A 17,291-nucleotide genomic window follows, 5' to 3' on the forward strand; every position below is an offset into this window, starting at 1 on the left:
CCATAGGTCTCGAAGGACTTTGGACATGAGTCGCTCCGCACACCCCGCAGGCCCCCGTCACGGTGATGTCCTGCCCGAGGGCCACTACCAGGCCCCGCCGGCCGATCTGAACGCGCTCGACCCCAAGGTCTGGTCGCGCACCGTCGCCCGCGACGCCGAGGGCGTGGCCACCGTCGGCGGGATCGACGTCAAGCGGCTGGCGGCCGAGTTCGGCACCCCGGCCTACGTGCTGGACGAGGAGGACTTCCGCAGCCGGGCCCGCGCCTGGCGGGACGCCTTCGGCGCCGACGCGGACGTCTACTACGCCGGCAAGGCCTTCCTCTCCAAGGCGGTCGTGCGCTGGCTGCACGAGGAGGGCCTCAACCTCGACGTGTGCAGCGCCGGGGAGTTGGCGGTGGCGCTGGCCGCCGGGATGCCGGCGGAGCGGATCGCGCTGCACGGCAACAACAAGTCGGTGGACGAGCTGGAGCACGCCGTGAAGACCGGCGTCGGGCACATCGTGGTCGACTCCTACGAGGAGATCGAGCGGCTGGCCGCGATCGCCGCCCGCCAGGGCGTGCGCCAGCAGGTGCTGATCCGGATCACCGTCGGCGTCGAGGCGCACACCCACGAGTTCATCGCCACGGCACACGAGGACCAGAAGTTCGGCCTGTCCCTCACCGGGGGAGCGGCCGCCGAGGCGGTGCGCCGGGTGCTCGGCCACGACAGCCTGGAGCTGCGCGGCATCCACTCGCACATCGGCTCGCAGATCTTCGACATGGCGGGCTTCGAGGTCGCCGCCCGCCGGGTGGTCGGCCTGCTGGCCGGGATCCGCGACGAGCACGGCGTCGAGCTGCCCGAGATCGACCTGGGCGGCGGCCTGGGCATCGCCTACACCAGCGAGGACGACCCGCGCGAGCCGGCCGAGATCGCCGCCGCGCTGGCCGAGATCGTCCGCCGGGAGTGCGCCGCCGCCGACCTGAACGCCCCCCGGCTGAGCGTGGAGCCGGGCCGGGCGATCGTCGGCCCGACGGCGTTCACGCTGTACGAGGTCGGCACGGTCAAGCCGCTGGAGGGCCTGCGCACCTACGTCAGCGTGGACGGCGGGATGTCCGACAACATCCGCACCGCGCTGTACGACGCCGAGTACTCGGTGGCGCTGGTGTCGCGCACCAGCGACGCCGAGCCGATGCTGGTGCGGGTGGTCGGAAAGCACTGCGAGTCCGGCGACATCGTCGTCCGGGACGCCTTCCTGCCGTCCGACCTGGCCGCGGGCGACCTGATCGCGGTGCCCGCCACCGGCGCCTACTGCCGCTCGATGGCGAGCAACTACAACCACGCCCTCAGGCCTCCGGTGCTCGCCGTCAAGGACGGCGCGGCCCGGGTGATCGTCCGGCGCGAGACGGAGGAGGATCTCCTGCGCCTGGATATCGGATGACGAAATTCTCGTCTCAGATCATGGAACGACCGTAGATCCGTGCGGAAAGTCCCCGAGACTGGTACGGACCGAAGTGACCGGCGGCCCCTGAAAACCGCCGGAAATACCGAAGCACGAAGAATGCAGAGCGGAGTCGGATGATGCGTACGCGCCCGCTGAAGGTGGCGTTGCTGGGTTGTGGTGTGGTGGGCTCCGAGGTGGCGCGCATCATGACGACGACGGCCGACGACCTCGCCGCTCGCATCGGTGCCCCGGTCGAGCTCGCCGGGATCGCGGTCCGCCGGGCCGGCCGGGTGCGCCCCGGGGTGCCCGAGCACCTGATCACCACCGACGCCGAGGCCCTGGTGGGCCGCGGCGACATCGACGTCGTGGTCGAGGTGGTGGGCGGCATCGAGCCGTCCAAATCGCTGATCCTGTCCGCCTTCGCGAAGGGCGCCTCGGTGGTCAGCGCCAACAAGGCGCTGCTCGCCAAGGACGGCACCGAGCTGCACGCGGCGGCCGCCGCGGCCGGCGTGGACCTGTACTACGAGGCCGCGGTGGCGGGCGCGATCCCGCTGCTGCGCCCGCTGCGCGAGTCCCTCGCGGGGGACAAGGTCAACCGGGTGCTGGGCATCGTCAACGGCACCACCAACTTCATCCTCGACAAGATGGACACCACCGGCGCCGGCTACTCGGAGGCGCTGGAGGAGGCCACCGCGCTCGGCTACGCCGAGGCGGACCCGACGGCCGACGTCGAGGGCTTCGACGCCGCCGCCAAGGCCGCCATCCTGGCCGGGATCGCGTTCCACACCGAGGTCACCGCAGCGGACGTCTACCGCGAGGGCATCACCGAGGTGACCGCCGCCGACATCGCCTCCGCCAAGGCGATGGGCTGCGTGGTCAAGCTGCTGGCGATCTGCGAGCGGGCCGCCGACGGCGCGTCCGTCACCGCGCGGGTCCACCCGGCGATGATCCCGCTCTCGCACCCGCTGGCGTCCGTCCGCGAGGCGTACAACGCGGTGTTCGTCGAGGCCGAGGCGGCCGGCCGGCTGATGTTCTACGGCCCGGGCGCGGGCGGCTCGCCGACCGCCTCCGCGGTGCTCGGCGACCTGGTCGCGGTCTGCCGCAACAAGCTGGCCGGGTCCACCGGTCCCGGTGACTCCGTGTACACGCAGCTGCCCGCCAAGCCGATGGACGAGGTGGTCACCCGCTACCACGTCAGCCTGGACGTGGACGACCGGGCGGGCGTGCTCGCCCAGGTCGCGTCCGTCTTCGCCGAGCACGGCGTCTCCATCGACACCGTGCGCCAGCAGGGCCGCGACGGCGACGCCTCGCTCGTCGTGGTCACCCACCGTGCCACCGACGCCGCGCTGTCGGCGACGGTCGACAAGCTCCGCGCGCTGGACAGCGTGCGGGACGTGGCCAGCATCATGCGGGTCGAAGGGGAATAAGGAACCAGCCATGAACGCCGTTGCCGAGAACGTCGTCCGAGGCGCGCACACCCACCAGTGGCGCGGCCTGATCGAGGAGTACCGGGACCGCCTGCCGGTCACCGCGGCCACCCCGGTGGTCACCCTGCTGGAGGGCGGCACGCCCCTGGTACCGGCCCAGGTGCTCTCCGAGCGCACCGGCTGCGAGGTCTACCTCAAGGTCGAGGGCGCCAACCCGACCGGTTCCTTCAAGGACCGCGGGATGACGATGGCCATCTCCAAGGCCAAGGAGGAGGGTGCCCAGGCCGTCATCTGCGCCTCCACCGGCAACACCTCGGCCTCCGCCGCCGCCTACGCGGTGCGGGCCGGGATGGTCTCCGCCGTGCTCGTCCCGCAGGGCAAGATCGCCCTGGGCAAGATGGGCCAGGCGCTGGTGCACGGCGCCAAGATCCTCCAGGTCGACGGGAACTTCGACGACTGCCTGACGCTCGCCCGCGAACTGTCCGAGAAGTACCCGGTGGCGCTGGTCAACTCGGTGAACCCGGTGCGGATCGAGGGCCAGAAGACGGCGGCCTTCGAGATCGTCGACATGCTCGGCGACGCCCCGGACATCCACGTCCTGCCGGTCGGCAACGCGGGCAACATCACCGCCTACTGGAAGGGCTACCGGGAGTACGCCGCCGACGGGATGGCCGCCCGCACCCCGCGGATGTGGGGCTTCCAGGCCGCCGGCTCGGCCCCGATCGTGGACGGCGCGCCCGTCCTCAAGCCGCAGACCATCGCCACCGCGATCCGGATCGGCAACCCGGCCTCCTGGGACTTCGCGCTCGCCGCGCGGGACGAGTCCGGCGGCCTCATCGACAAGGTGACGGATCGTCAGATCCTCGCCGCCTACCGGCTGTTGGCCGCGCAGGAGGGCGTCTTCGTGGAGCCCGCCTCGGCCGCCTCGGTGGCCGGCCTGCTGGCCAAGGCGGAGGCCGGCCTGGTCGACCCGGGCCAGCGGATCGTCTGCACGGTGACCGGCAACGGCCTCAAGGACCCGGACTGGGCGGTGGCCGGCGCGCCGCAGCCGCAGGTCGTCCCGGTCGACCCGGAGGCCGCGGCCCAGCGGCTCGGACTGCTGGACTGACGGCGGGGCCTGACAGTTCGACGGGCCGACCCTTTCGGGGGTCGGCCCGTCACAGTTCTCCGGTGACACTTTTGTGTCAATTCCGCTGCGCATTCCGATCCGATTCCACCCCACTCCCTGACCGCGGGGGGTGCGCATTCCGGCCAGAACCGGCAACACACCAGATCGAAGGCCCACGGGGTGTACCACTGGGGAACCTCTCTTCGATACTCTGGGACCGGCCGTGTGGCACATGCCCCGGGCCCGTCCTGGTACGGGCCGCGCCGACGACAGCGACCGCCAGGCCCGAGAGGCCGCGGCCCTTTCCCCACCTCGCACCGACGACGCGCTCCGCGCCGCCCGATTTCCCCAGGAGAGTCCACCGCATGGCCGGTCCTGCGTTCCGTGCCGCCGCCGTCCGGGTCCGGGTTCCCGCGACCAGCGCCAACCTCGGCCCGGGCTTCGATGCCTTCGGGCTCGCGCTGGGCCTGTACGACGACGTCGTCGTCCGGGTCTCCGACTCCGGCCTCTCCGTCGACATCGCCGGCGAGGGCGCGCAGACGCTGCCGCGGGACGAGCGCCACCTGCTGGTCCGCTCGATGCGGGCCGCCTTCGACCGGCTCGGCGGCCAGCCGCGCGGCCTCGAAGTGGTCTGTGCCAACCGGATACCGCACGGCCGTGGCCTGGGCTCCTCCTCGGCCGCCATCTGCGCCGGGATCGTGGCCGCCCGCGCCGTCACCATCGGCGGCCCGTCCGCGCTGGACGACGACGCGCTGCTGGCCCTCGCCTCCGAGCTGGAGGGCCACCCGGACAACGTCGCGGCCTGCCTGCGCGGCAACTTCACCATCGCCTGGACCGACGAGGAGTCGGCCAAGGCGGTCGCCCTGGAGCCCTCCGCGCAGGTCGTCCCGGTGGTGTTCGTGCCGGCCGGCGAGGTGCTCACCGAGACCGCCCGCGGCCTGCTGCCCAAGACCGTCCCGCTGGCCGACGCCGCCGTCAACGCGGGCCGCTCCGGCCTGCTGGTGGAGGCCCTGACCAGGCGCCCCGAACTGCTCCTCGCCGCCACCGAGGACCGGCTGCACCAGGACTACCGCTCCTCCGCCATGCCGGACAGCGCCGCGCTGGTCGGCGCGCTGCGCGCGGAGGGCGTCCCCGCGGTCATCTCCGGGGCCGGCCCGACCGTGCTGGCGCTCACCGACGAGGCGGGCGTCGACAAGGTGCTCTCCTTCGCCGGGCACCACGGCCACGGCGGCGACCCGGCGTTCGCCGCGCACCGGCTCGACGTCGACCGCACCGGGGCCACCGTGCTCCCACTGGGCGTCTGAGCTGCCGGTTCGGCCCGGTGCAGAGCCGGGCCGTCCGGACACGATTGGCAAGCTCGAGGTCGGGGAATGTCTGAGGGGGTCGGTAGTGTTAACCTCATTGCTGCACCAGGTGCCCTCCGGGGCTAGGTGCGCCGCGTCCCGATCCCAGCGTTCCACTGCCGTGGAACCGCCGCGAGGTCCGGGGCGACGATTCTCCGGGAGCCCACCGCAGCGCGTACGCAGCCTGCCTGCGCGACAAGCGGTCGCATCCCGAAGCCGTGACGGCACCTGACTCCCACCCGCGGCCTCCCACTAGGGGCCAGGACGGGCGGAGCGCGGGCCACCGTCACGCGACGGGGGCCCGGGATTCGCAGGCAGCGTGGGCGCAACGCCCTCTGGGGAGGTCGACACACGACCGGCCCACGCGCCACCTCAGCACCACCGTGCTTCACGCACCGCACCTCGCAGCTCTCCCTCGACGGGCTCCCGCCATTCGAGGGATCACCGCCTCGGACCGACGCAGTCGAGCGTTGGTCAGGACAGCACAACCGGTCGCCGAGCCAGACAGGCCGACGTCCGCTCCAGGGAAGGACCCTTAGTGAGCGACTCCACCGATCTGATGGGCGCGCGCCCGGACGCCGAAGCGTCGGACGCGACCGCCGCCCCCGCTGCCCCGGCTCGCCGCCGCCGCAGTGCCGCCGCTGGCCTGGACGGCATGGTCCTCGCCGAGCTGCAGAAGCTCGCCGCGGACCTGGGCATCACCGGTACCGGACGCATGCGCAAGAGCCAGCTGATCGAGACCATCAAGGAGAAGAGCGGCGGGGACCCGCTGCTCGCCGCCGGTGGCGCCCCGGCCGCCAAGCGCACCGCCGCCAAGGCGGACGCCGAGGCCCCGGCCGAGAAGCCGGCCCGCCGCACCAAGGCCGCCGCAGCCGCTGCCGCGGCCCCGGCCGCCGAGCCGCAGGCCCAGATCGAGATCCCGGTCCAGGCCGCCGCCGAGACCGCCGCGCCGGCCCGTGCCGAGCGCACCCGCCGCCGCGCCACCTCGGCCGCCGGCGCCCCGACCGCGCCCGTCGCGGCCGCGGAGGCCGTCGCCGAGGCCGCCACCGTCGCCGTGGCCGAGCCCAAGCAGGCCGACCGTCCGGCCGAGACCCGCGCCTTCGAGGGCCGCGAGGAGGGTCGCGAGACCCGTCGCGACCGCCGCGAGCGCCGTGACCGCCGGGACGGCGGCGAGCGCACCGAGCGTACGGAGCGCACCGAGCGCACCGAGCGTCAGGACGCCGGCGAGGCCCAGGCCGGGCAGGACGCCGACGGCCGCGAGTCGCGTCGCGACCGCCGCAACCGCCGCGAGCGCACCGACCGCCAGGGCCAGCAGGGCCAGCAGCAGGCCCAGGGCGACGGCCAGCAGCGCCGCGAGGGCGGCCAGGGCCAGCAGGCCCAGCAGCCGCAGGTCCAGCAGGGCGGCTACGACGACGACGAGTTCGGCGACGGCCGTCGCGGCCGTCGGGGCCGTTACCGCGACCGTCGGGGCCGTCGCGGCCGTGACGGCTTCGAGGCCGGTCCGGCGGTCGACACGCAGATCGGCGACGACGACGTCCTGATCCCGGTCGCGGGCATCCTCGACATCCTCGACAACTACGCCTTCGTGCGCACCTCCGGCTACCTGCCGGGCCAGAACGACGTCTACGTCTCGCTCGCCCAGGTCCGCAAGAACGGCCTGCGCAAGGGTGACGCCATCACCGGTGCCGTGCGCCAGCCGCGCGAGGGCGAGCGCCGCGAGAAGTTCAACGCCATGGTGCGGCTGGACTCCGTCAACGGCATGGACCCGGAGACCGGCCGCGGCCGCCCCGAGTTCAACAAGCTCACCCCGCTGTACCCGCAGGAGCGGCTGCGCCTGGAGACCGACCCGGGCGTGCTGACCACCCGGATCATCGACCTGGTGTCGCCGATCGGCAAGGGCCAGCGCGGTCTGATCGTCGCGCCGCCGAAGACCGGCAAGACCATGGTGCTCCAGGCGGTCGCCAACGCGATCACCCACAACAACCCCGAGTGCCACCTGATGGTCGTCCTGGTCGACGAGCGTCCGGAAGAGGTCACCGACATGCAGCGGTCGGTCAAGGGCGAGGTCATCTCCTCGACCTTCGACCGCCCGGCCGAGGACCACACCACCGTCGCCGAGCTGGCCATCGAGCGCGCCAAGCGCCTGGTCGAGCTGGGCCACGACGTGGTCATCCTGCTGGACTCGATCACCCGCCTGGGCCGCGCCTACAACCTGGCGGCGCCGGCCTCCGGCCGCATCCTGTCCGGTGGTGTCGACTCGACCGCGCTGTACCCGCCGAAGAAGTTCTTCGGTGCCGCGCGCAACATCGAGAACGGCGGCTCGCTGACCATCCTGGCCACCGCGCTGGTCGAGACCGGCTCGCGGATGGACGAGGTGATCTTCGAGGAGTTCAAGGGCACCGGCAACATGGAGCTCAAGCTCGACCGGAAGCTCTCGGACAAGCGCATCTTCCCGGCCGTCGACGTGGACGCCTCCAGCACCCGCAAGGAGGAGATCCTGCTCGGCAGCGAGGAGCTGGCCATCGTCTGGAAGCTGCGCCGGGTGCTGCACGCGCTCGACTCGCAGCAGGCGATCGAGCTGCTCCTGGACAAGATGAAGCAGACCAAGAGCAACGCCGAGTTCCTGATGCAGATCGCCAAGACCACCCCCGGTTCGGGCGACTGACCGTAGGCGGACTCCGCTGCAGCACGGAACCCCGGATCGCGCGAGCGGTCCGGGGTTCCGTGCGTTCAGGGCCGCTTTGTTCCAGAGTTGGGACAGCTTGGGACTATTTGATCTTCTTGTCCGATTTACTCTGGACCGTATGGCCGAGCACAAGAGGGTCCCGAGTCGCCGCCGCAAGGTCCTGCGGTGGTCCGCCTGCGCGGTCGCCGCGCTCGTCGTCGCCGGCGGCGGCGCGGGGGCGTACGCGTACCTGAAGCTCAACGGCAACATCAAGAGCGTCGACATCGACTCCCGCCTCGGCGAGGCGCGACCTCCGGCCGCCACCGACGGCTCCTTCAACATCCTGGTGCTGGGCTCCGACTCGCGGGTCGGCGAGAACGGCGACCTGGCCGGCGGGGACACCGGCGACTCCGCCCGGTCCGACACCGCGATGGTGGTCCACGTCTACCAGGACCACTCCAGGGCCTCGATCGTCTCGATCCCGCGCGACACCCTGGTCGACCGCCCGCAGTGCACCGACGGCGCCGGCAAGGCCGTCCCGGCGGCCAAGCGCGCGATGTACAACAGCGCCTTCGAGGCGGGCGGCGCGACCTGCGCCGTCAAGACCACCGAGCAGCTCACCGGGCTGCGGATGGACCACTACCTCCAGGTGGACTTCGCCGGCTTCGCCCGGGTCGTGGACGCGATAGGCGGGGCCACCGTGACCACCACGGTGGCCATCCACGACAAGGACAGCGGGCTCGACCTGCCGGCCGGCGAGCACCACCTGGACGGGCAGCAGGCGCTGGCCTTCGTGCGCACCCGGCACGGCGTCGGCGACGGCAGCGACCTCGGCCGGATCGAGCTGCAGAAGCAGATGGTCAAGTCGCTGCTCCAGCAGGCCGGCGGGATCGGACTGTTCTCCAACCCGGTCAAGCTGTGGTCGATCGGCGACACCATGACCAAGAGCGTCACCACCGACTCCGCGCTCGGTTCGGTGAACTCCCTGGTCGGGCTGGTGCAGGAGCTCAAGGGGATCGGGCCGGACCAGCTGTCCATGGTCACCCTGCCGGTGGTGACCGCGCCCAGCGACCCCAACCGGGTGGTCGAGCAGCAGCCGCAGGCCGGGAACGTCTGGGCGGCGCTCAAGGCCGACCAGCCCCTCCCGCAGGCGGTCGTCTCGGCCCAGCCGGAGAACCCCGCCCAGGCGGCCCCCACGGCCCCGGCGGCGGGCGCCGCCGGGCCGTCCGTGAAGCCGTCCGTGAAGTCGTCCGTGCAGCCCACCGCGAAGGCCTCCGCCGTCCGCTGAGCCGCCGGCCCGCGCGCCTGCGCCACCCTCCGGGAGGCCGTGCGAAGCGTCCGGAATGTCCCCCGGAATAAGCCGCGGCGGGCCCCGGTTTGGGAAGATGCGGCCGGTCCTGGCAGACTGGTCCGTCGGTCCCGGTTCACGTGCGGCACTCCAGCCGCCGACCCGGTGCCCTCCCGAAAACTAGGAGAACCCCTTGAAGCCCAACGTTCACCCGGAGTACGTGGTCACCAACGTGACCTGCACCTGCGGCGCCGAGTTCACCACCCGCTCGACCGAGACCAGTGGCGTGATCCGCGCCGAGGTCTGCTCGCAGTGCCACCCGTTCTACACCGGCAAGCAGAAGATCCTCGACACCGGCGGCCGCGTGGCCCGCTTCGAGGCCCGCTTCGGCAAGCAGCACAGCGCGAAGGCCTAGCGCTCCCTCGGCGCCGGTTCCCGGTGCCCCCGTACTCGTTGTCGGGGGCGCTGGGGGCCGGCGCCGTTCGCGTCCCAGCGCGTACCGCACAGCTCCGCCCCGTTCCGCCCTCCGCACGATCCGAGTCACCGGGAAGAAGGCCACCCCATGTTCGAGGCAGTCGAAGAGCTCCTCGTCGAGCACGCCGACCTCGAAACGAGGCTGGCCGACCCGTCCGTCCACGCGGACCAGAACAACGCCCGCAAGCTGGCCAAGCGGTACGCCGAGCTGACCCCGATCACCCGGGTCTACCGGCAGTGGAAGCAGGCCGGCGAGGACATCGAGGCCGCGCGCGAACTCGCCGCCGAGGAGCCGGAGTTCCTCTCCGAGGTGAAGGAGTCCGAGGCGCGCCGCGACGAGCTGACCGAGGAACTGCGGCTGCTGCTCGTCCCGCGCGACCCGAGCGACGACAAGGACGTCATCCTGGAGATCAAGGCGGGTGAGGGCGGCGAGGAGTCCGCGCTGTTCGCCGGCGACCTGCTCCGGATGTACCTGCGCTACGCCGAGCGGATCGGCTGGAAGACCGAGATCATCGACTCCAACGAGTCCGACCTCGGCGGCTACAAGGACGTCTCGGTCGCCGTGAAGACCAAGGGCAACAGCGAGCCCGGCCAGGGCGTCTGGGCCCGGTTGAAGTACGAGGGCGGCGTGCACCGCGTGCAGCGCGTCCCCGCCACCGAGTCGCAGGGCCGCATCCACACCTCCGCGGCGGGCGTGCTGGTCACCCCCGAGGCGGAGGAGGTCGAGGTCGAGATCGTCGCGAACGACCTGCGGATCGACGTCTACCGCTCCTCCGGCCCCGGCGGCCAGTCGGTCAACACCACCGACTCGGCGGTCCGGATCACCCACCTGCCGACCGGTATCGTGGCGTCCTGCCAGAACGAGAAGAGCCAGCTGCAGAACAAGGAGCAGGCGATGCGCATCCTGCGTTCGCGGCTGCTGGCCGCCGCGCAGGAGGAGGCCGAGCGGGAGGCCTCGGACGCGCGTCGCAGCCAGGTCCGCACGGTGGACCGCTCCGAGCGGATCCGGACGTACAACTACCCGGAGAACCGCATCTCGGACCACCGCACGGGGTTCAAGTCGTACAACCTGGACCAGGTCCTGGACGGCGACCTGAACGCCGTGATCCAGTCCTGTGTCGACAAGGACGCGGCGGCCAAGCTCGCCGCGGCCCAAGAGAACTGAGACCGGCGCGCCCCGGCCCGACGCAAGACCGGAGCCGGAGCGCAGAAACATGAGGTCGTACGGATGAACCTGCTGCTCGCCGAGGTGGCCCAGGCCACCCAGCGGTTGGCCGCGGCCGGCGTGCCGTCGCCGCGCTTCGACGCGGAGGAACTCGCCGCCTACGTCCACAACGTCAAGCGCAGCCAGCTGCACACCGTGCAGGACGCCGACTTCGACGCCCGCTACTGGGAGGCGGTCTCGCGCCGCGAGGCCCGCGAGCCGCTGCAGCACATCACCGGGCGGGCGTTCTTCCGCTACCTCGAACTGGCGGTCGGCCCCGGGGTGTTCGTGCCCCGGCCGGAGACCGAGACGGTCGTCGAGTGGGCCATAGACGCCGTGCGCGACATGGACGTCGCCGAGCCGCTGGTGGTCGACCTGTGCTCCGGCTCCGGCGCCATCGCGCTCGCCCTGGCCCAGGAGCTGCCGCGCTCGACCGTGCACGCCTTCGAGCTGGACGAGGGGGCGCTGGAGTACACCCGGCGCAACATCGAGGCCAGCCCGGACCGCGCCCGGGTCACCCTGCACGCCGGTGACGCCACCAAGGCCTTCGAGGACGACCGCTCCTGGGACGGCCGCTTCGACCTGGTGATCTCCAACCCGCCGTACATCCCGCTCACCGAGTGGGAGTACGTCGCGCCGGAGGCCCGCGACCACGACCCGCAGATGTCCCTGTTCTCCGGCGAGGACGGCCTGGACACCATCCGCGGCATCGAGCGGGTGGCCGCCCGGCTGCTGCGCCCGGGCGGCGCGGTGGTGATCGAGCACGCCGACCAGCAGGGCGGCCAGGTGCCGTGGATCTTCAACGAGGAACGCGGGTGGACGGACACCGCCGACCACCGCGACCTGAACAACCGACCGCGCTTCACAACCGCCCGAAGGGTCGGGTTGTGAACGATCGAGCACAGCACAACCGCCCGAAGGGTCGGGTTGTGAACGATCGAGCACAGCACGACCGCCCGCAGGGCCGCGCTGTGAAGCTCGCCGTGAACGTCATGAGCCTTTCCGGAAGGGGACCGCACCGATGAGCCGCCGCTACGACTGTGCCGACGCCGGGGACCGCGCCACCGGCCTGCGGGAGGCCGCATCGGCCATCCGCCGCGGCGAACTCGTCGTGCTGCCCACCGACACCCTGTACGGGGTCGGTGCGGACGCCTTCTCCCCGGAGGCCGTCGGCGAGCTGCTGGCCGCCAAGGGCCGTGGCCGCAACATGCCCTCGCCCGTCCTGGTCGGCTCGCCGACCACCCTGCACGGCCTGGTCACCGACTTCTCCGAGCAGGCCTGGGAACTGGTCGACGCGTTCTGGCCCGGCGGCCTCACCCTGGTCGCCAAGCACCAGCCCTCGCTGCGCTGGGACCTCGGCGAGACCCGCGGCACCGTCGCGGTCCGGATGCCGTTGCACCCGGTCGCCATCGAGCTGCTGAACAGCACGGGCCCGCTCGCGGTCTCCAGCGCCAACAAGACCGGCGGCCCGTCCCCGGCGACCTGTGACGAGGCGCAGGCCCAGCTGGGCGACGCGATCTCGGTCTACCTGGACGGCGGCAGGGCCGACCACGCCACCGCCTCGTCCATCGTCGACGTGACCGGCAAGGTGCCCGTGCTCCTGCGGGCCGGGGCGATCAGCATCGAGCAGCTGAGGGAGGTCGTCCCCGACCTGGAGGCCGGAAGTTGACACCCACCGCCTCGCTCCATGACGGGCCCGGCATAGCGCCGTACCTGAGCGTGGGTCCCAGGCCGCTGGACCACTTCCGGATCCTGTTCGTCTGTACGGGGAACATCTGCCGCTCGCCGATAGCCGAGCGGCTCACCCGGCGTGAGCTGGACACCCGGCTGAGTCCCCGGGTGGCCGGGCGGATCCTGGTGGAGAGCGCCGGCACCTGGGGCCACGTGGGGGCGCCGATGGAGGACCACGCGGCGACCGTGCTCGACGAGTACGGCGCCGACAGCGGTGGCTTCACCGGCCGGGAGCTGCTGGACGAGCACGTGGTCGAGGCCGACCTGGTGCTGACCGCGACCCTGGACCACCGCGCCCAGGTGATCTCGATGGGCCACGAGGCGGGCCTGCGCACCTTCACGATGAAGGAGTTCACCCGGCTGGTCCGGACGATCGACCCGGGCACCCTGCCCGACCCGCGCCGCGGTGTTGACGTCACCGAGCGGGCCCGCGCCCTGGTGCGGGCCGCCGCCGCGCTGCGCGGCTGGCTGCTGGCCGCGACCCCGGAGTCCGACGAGGTGGACGACCCGTACGGCGCTCCGATCGGCATGTTCCGCAACTGCGGCGAGGAGATATTCCACGCGGTCGACCCGGTGGTCACCGCGCTGACGGGCGTGCCCGCGCCGCGCTGACGCGCCCGAGCGAGCCGCGCGAGCGAGCCGAAGGGCCGCGCCGGTGCCGAAAGGGAGAAGCGAGGAGGCCCCGAGATGGGGGTACCCCCGGCCGAAGGCTGGGGGAGAGGGGCATTGGAGCGCCGACCGTCGGCACCGGGTGAGAGCGGCCCGGAGGCGAGCCGAGCGCCAGATAGCGGGCCCGAACGGCCCCTTCTCGGCGGGCCGTACGGGGGCGGCGGTCCTACGCTGGGGGCACCGTCCCTGCCGCGCCCGGGAGCCCTGCCATGACCGTCACCGATGCCGCGACCGGCCCGACCACGACGACGGGGCGCCCGTGGGCGTCCGAGGCGCTGCACCGGGCGGATCCGCAGATCGCCGACCTGCTGGCCGCCGAGTCCGAGCGGCGCGCCGAAACGATCCAGCTGCTGGCGGGGGAGAACCTCACCTCGCCCGCCGTGCTGGCGGCGCTGACCGGGCCGCTGATCGACAAGTACGCCGAGGGCTACCCCGGCCGCCGGCACCACACCGGCTGCGCGCTGGCGGACGCCGCGGAGCTGCTGGCGATCGACCGGGCCCGCGCGCTGTTCGCCGCGCCGCACGCCAACGTCCAGCCCCGCTCGGCGACTTCGGCGATGCTCGCGGCCTACGCGGCGCTGCTGCGGCCCGGTGACGGGGTGCTGGCGATGTCGCTGGAGCACGGCGGCCACCTCAGCTGCGGCTCGCGGGCCAACTTCTCCGGCCGCTGGTTCGAGTTCACCGGCTACGGCGTGCGCGCGGACGACGGCCTGATCGACCTCGACCAGGTGCGCGAGCTGGCCCGGCGGCACCGCCCGAAGGCCGTCGTGGCGGGCTCGATCTCCCACCCCCGGCACCCGGACTGGGCGGCCTTCCGGGAGATCGCCGACGAGGTGGACGCCTATCTGATCGCCTCCGTCGCGCAGACCACCGGCCTGGTCGCGGCCGGTGTGGCGCCCTCCCCGGTGCCGTACGCGGACGTCACGGTGGCCGCCACCCACAAGCTGCTGCGCGGCCCGCGCGGCGGTCTGCTGCTGTCCACCGCGGAGCTGGCCGAGCGGATCGACCGGGCGGTGTTCCCGTTCAGCCAGGGCGGCGCGGCGATGAACGAGGTGGCCGGCAAGGCGGTGGCCCTCGCGGAGGCCGGGACGCCCGCCTACCGGGCGTACGCCCAGCGGGCGGTGTCCGGGGCGCAGGCGCTCGCCAGGGGGCTCGCAGAGGCCGGAATGCGCCCTCTGACGGGCGGTACCGACACCCACCTGGTGACCGCCGACGTCAGCCCGCTCGGCGTGACCGGCGCGGAGGCCGAACGGCGCTGCGCGGCGGCCGGGTTGCTGCTCGGCAAGTGCGCACTGCCGTACGACCCGGCGCCGGCCGCCGACACCTCCGGGATCAGGCTGGGCACGGGCACCGTGACCAGCCAGGGGATGGGGGAGGCGGAGCTGACCGCGATCGCCGCCCTGATCGCCCGGCTGCTCGCCGGGGAGGCCCCGGGGCCGGTCGCGGCGCGGGTCCGGGAGCTGGCGGCGGCCTTCGCCGGGGGAGTCTGAGGCCCGCGGGTCCACAGGTATTCGGATCTCCTACCCGGGAGAGCGAACCGCGATGCACGTCCCGGGCGTCCGACTCAATAAGGTGTGTGCCGTGGCGACGCACCTCGAACCCCGGGAAGGCAGGGGAGTACCTTCGGTACCTCCCCGTTCGACAGTGATGCAGGAGGCCAGTGGTGCGTGAGTATCTGCTGGTGCTGTTCTGCACCGCCGCCGTCACCTACCTGTTGACCGGTCCGGTCCGGAAGTTCGCCATCGCGGCGGGCGCGATGCCCCCGGTCCGCGCCCGCGACGTGCACCGCGAGCCCACTCCGCGGCTCGGCGGCATCGCGATGTTCGGCGGACTGTGCGCGGGCATCCTGGTCGCCTCCCAGCTGGACAACCTGAGCAAGGTGTTCAACGGGGGCAGTGACATCCGCGCGCTGCTGTCCGGCGCCGGGATCATGTTCCTGCTGGGGGTGCTGGACGACAAGTGGGGCGTGGACGCCCTGGTCAAGCTGGGCGGCCAGATGATCGCCGCCGGCGTGATGGTCTGGCAGGGCGTCACGGTGATCAGCCTCCCGGTGCCCGGCGTCGGTTCGGTCGCGGTGAGCCCGACCCAGGGCATGGTCATCTCGGTCACCCTGGTCGTCGTCATGGTCAACGCGGTGAACTTCATCGACGGGCTGGACGGCCTGGCGGGCGGCATGGTCTGCATCGCCGCGATGGCCTTCTTCCTGTACAGCTACCGGCTCTGGTACGGCTACACGATCTCCGACGCGGCCCCCGCCGTGCTGTTCAGCGTGCTGCTGATCGGCATGTGCCTGGGCTTCCTGGCGCACAACATGCACCCCGCGCGGATCTTCATGGGCGACTCCGGCTCGATGATGCTCGGCCTGATGCTGGCCGTCGCCGCGATCTCGATCACCGGCCGGGTCGACCCGGACCTGATCAACAGCGAGACCGGTTCGCAGACCGCCACCGTGCACACCCTGGTGCCGATCTACATCCCGCTGCTGCTGCCGCTGACGGTCATCGCGCTGCCGCTGGCCGACCTGCTGCTCGCGGTGGTGCGCCGCACCTGGGCCGGCCAGTCCCCGTTCGCCGCCGACAAGCGCCACCTGCACCACCGGCTGCTCCAGGTCGGGCACTCGCACAGCCGGGCCGTGCTGATCATGTACTTCTGGGCCGCGCTGATCGCCTTCGGCACGGTCGCCTTCTCGGTGACCAAGACCGGCCGCACGGTGGTGCTGACCCTCGCCGGGCTCTGCCTGGTCGGCCTGGTGGTCCTGCTGACGCCGCGGTTCCGGCCGCGGGCGCCCCGGGCGGTGCAGTCCTTCGTCCCGCCGCGGTACCGGCGGCGCTCGTCGTCCGCCCCGATGGCCGAACTGTCGGCGAAGGACAAGCAACTTCTGGGTGAAGCGGGCCACGGGTCCTCCGCGTCCGCCGACCACCACAAGGCCACCGGCCGCCGGTGACACCGAAGTTGACGATCCGTCAAATGGGCTCACCCGCACGGCGGATTCGTTGCGCCATCGGTGTGACAGGAGCCACACATTCATGGTAAAGCTCTCATCAAATAGTTTGTGATACCGTTCACGAGTACCGAGAACGCGCCGAAAGACCTGACAGGTGGAGGACTTCCGTCCCTGGTCGGTCTCCTTCGACGGATCCGCCGCTCACCGCGGGCGGTCCGGCGGCGGCCACTCGGTCCGGTGTCACCCCGCCACCATCTGTGCCCGTCCCCCGCCACATCGACATGCCGCCGGAGCTGCCGACATGCCGTCCCCCGACGCCCGGGTCCTCCGAGGCGCCGCGATTCCCACTGCGGTCGCCGGGATCATCGCCATGGCGATCTCCTTCGCCGTCGCCGGTGGGAAGGGCCTGCTCGGCGCCCTCTTCGGCGCCCTGCTCGTCCTGGCCTTCTTCAGCTCCGGCCAGATCGCGCTCGACCGGCTGACCAGGTCGAACCCGCAGATCATGATGGCCGCGGCGCTGCTGGTGTACACCACCCAGATCCTGCTGGTCGGCATCGTCCTGGCGGTCTTCAAGGACACCGACCTCTTCAACCGGCAGACCTTCGCGTTCACGCTGATCGGCTGCGTGCTGATCTTCACCGGCTTCCAGGTGCGCGGCGCACTCAAGGCCAAGATGTTCTACGTCGACCCTCACGCCTCGGAAAGCAAGGGTGACAAGCCCTCCGACAAGGGTCGTCAACAGTGACGAGGCCCGACTGTCCCCCCAACGAGGGGGGCGGTGTTTATGCCGCACTGACGGGCTGCTATCGTCCGTCGCAACAACGGAGTACGGGAAGAGGCCTGGTCTGTCCGGATCGCGGACTGATCGCCCCCCGGACCCGCGCAGTCTTCGATGATCCCGCAGCAGCGCAGCGCGCCGTCGTGCGGGGTCGGCGAGATACCCATCAAGTTCCAGTGCCGCTCCGTGGTCGCAGGCCACGCCGACACACCGAGGTTGCCGTAACCATGCGTCACGACG

Annotated in this window: 14 protein-coding genes; all 14 read left to right on the forward strand. The window is 72.1% G+C overall.

The window, feature by feature from the left end:
• Positions 1-25: 25 nt before the first annotated feature.
• The 14 genes from lysA (at position 26) to ACFY2K_RS02905 (ending at position 17,018) form a co-directional block, all read left to right on the forward strand.
• Positions 26-1,417, forward strand: a complete 1,392-nt coding sequence (gene lysA / locus ACFY2K_RS02840; RefSeq protein ID WP_375892997.1) for a diaminopimelate decarboxylase — start codon at positions 26-28, stop codon at positions 1,415-1,417.
• 137 nt (positions 1,418-1,554) lie between these two features.
• The gene (locus tag ACFY2K_RS02845; RefSeq protein ID WP_380522025.1) at positions 1,555-2,847 is read left to right on the forward strand and encodes a homoserine dehydrogenase; all 1,293 of its coding nucleotides are present in this window, start codon (positions 1,555-1,557) and stop codon (positions 2,845-2,847) included.
• Between the two features lie 10 nt (positions 2,848-2,857).
• On the forward strand, positions 2,858-3,955 hold the full coding sequence (thrC, locus tag ACFY2K_RS02850) for a threonine synthase (RefSeq protein WP_375892994.1): 1,098 nt from the start codon (positions 2,858-2,860) through the stop codon (positions 3,953-3,955).
• Between the two features lie 365 nt (positions 3,956-4,320).
• Positions 4,321-5,259 (forward strand): homoserine kinase, encoded by a 939-nt coding sequence (gene thrB / locus ACFY2K_RS02855; RefSeq protein WP_375892992.1) that lies wholly within the window; start codon positions 4,321-4,323, stop codon positions 5,257-5,259.
• Between the two features lie 577 nt (positions 5,260-5,836).
• Positions 5,837-7,963 carry a transcription termination factor Rho gene (gene rho / locus ACFY2K_RS02860; RefSeq protein WP_375892990.1) on the forward strand — a complete coding sequence of 709 codons (2,127 nt, stop codon included), beginning with the start codon at positions 5,837-5,839 and terminating at the stop codon, positions 7,961-7,963.
• A 139-nt stretch (positions 7,964-8,102) separates the two neighbouring features.
• On the forward strand, positions 8,103-9,251 hold the full coding sequence (locus tag ACFY2K_RS02865) for an LCP family protein (protein ID WP_380586784.1): 1,149 nt from the start codon (positions 8,103-8,105) through the stop codon (positions 9,249-9,251).
• 193 nt (positions 9,252-9,444) lie between these two features.
• Entirely contained in the window at positions 9,445-9,666 is a 222-nt protein-coding gene (rpmE, locus tag ACFY2K_RS02870; RefSeq protein ID WP_327680707.1) for a 50S ribosomal protein L31, read from the forward strand.
• Positions 9,667-9,813: 147 nt separating this feature from the next.
• Positions 9,814-10,890: a peptide chain release factor 1 gene (gene prfA / locus ACFY2K_RS02875; protein ID WP_375892986.1), complete on the forward strand. Its 1,077-nt coding sequence runs from the start codon at positions 9,814-9,816 to the stop codon at positions 10,888-10,890.
• A gap of 63 nt (positions 10,891-10,953) precedes the next feature.
• On the forward strand, positions 10,954-11,820 hold the full coding sequence (prmC, locus tag ACFY2K_RS02880) for a peptide chain release factor N(5)-glutamine methyltransferase (protein WP_375892984.1): 867 nt from the start codon (positions 10,954-10,956) through the stop codon (positions 11,818-11,820).
• Positions 11,821-11,950: 130 nt separating this feature from the next.
• A complete protein-coding gene (locus ACFY2K_RS02885) occupies positions 11,951-12,598 on the forward strand; it encodes an L-threonylcarbamoyladenylate synthase (RefSeq protein WP_375892982.1) in 648 nt (215 codons plus the stop codon).
• Positions 12,599-12,630: 32 nt separating this feature from the next.
• Positions 12,631-13,272, forward strand: a complete 642-nt coding sequence (locus ACFY2K_RS02890) for a protein-tyrosine-phosphatase (RefSeq protein ID WP_387709448.1) — start codon at positions 12,631-12,633, stop codon at positions 13,270-13,272.
• 266 nt (positions 13,273-13,538) lie between these two features.
• A complete protein-coding gene (gene glyA, locus ACFY2K_RS02895) occupies positions 13,539-14,819 on the forward strand; it encodes a serine hydroxymethyltransferase (RefSeq protein WP_380522015.1) in 1,281 nt (426 codons plus the stop codon).
• A gap of 173 nt (positions 14,820-14,992) precedes the next feature.
• Positions 14,993-16,273: an MraY family glycosyltransferase gene (locus tag ACFY2K_RS02900; RefSeq protein ID WP_375892979.1), complete on the forward strand. Its 1,281-nt coding sequence runs from the start codon at positions 14,993-14,995 to the stop codon at positions 16,271-16,273.
• Between the two features lie 301 nt (positions 16,274-16,574).
• Positions 16,575-17,018 (forward strand): hypothetical protein, encoded by a 444-nt coding sequence (locus ACFY2K_RS02905; protein ID WP_375892977.1) that lies wholly within the window; start codon positions 16,575-16,577, stop codon positions 17,016-17,018.
• The last annotated feature ends 273 nt before the right edge of the window (positions 17,019-17,291 follow it).

The sequence above is a fragment of the Kitasatospora sp. NPDC001309 genome (genome assembly GCF_042896295.1).
Classification (GTDB): Bacteria; Actinomycetota; Actinomycetes; order Streptomycetales; family Streptomycetaceae; genus Kitasatospora.